The organism is Ramlibacter sp. bp-362 (assembly GCF_054956735.1).
Genome location: NZ_JBUDXE010000080.1, coordinates 1 through 242 on the forward strand (window position 1 = coordinate 1; position 242 = coordinate 242).

A 242-nucleotide genomic window follows, 5' to 3' on the forward strand; every position below is an offset into this window, starting at 1 on the left:
TAATAGTCTAGCGGATTTGCCTACTAAACCTAACTACATCCTTCCACTTGGACAACCATCGCCAAGCTGGCATAACCTTCTCCGTCCCTCCATCGCATCATAAACAAGTATCGGAATATTAACCGATTTCCCATCGACTACGCCTTTCGGCCTCGCCTTAGGGGTCGACTCACCCAGCCCCGATTAACGTTGGACTGGAACCCTTGGTCTTCCGGCGTGCGAGCTTTTCACTCGCATTGTCG

Annotated in this window: 1 rRNA gene; it reads right to left on the minus strand. The window is 51.2% G+C overall.

Annotation, left to right across the window (positions count from 1 at the left end):
* Nucleotides 1–242 (minus strand): 23S ribosomal RNA (locus ACY0MJ_RS22490); the annotation flags it as partial.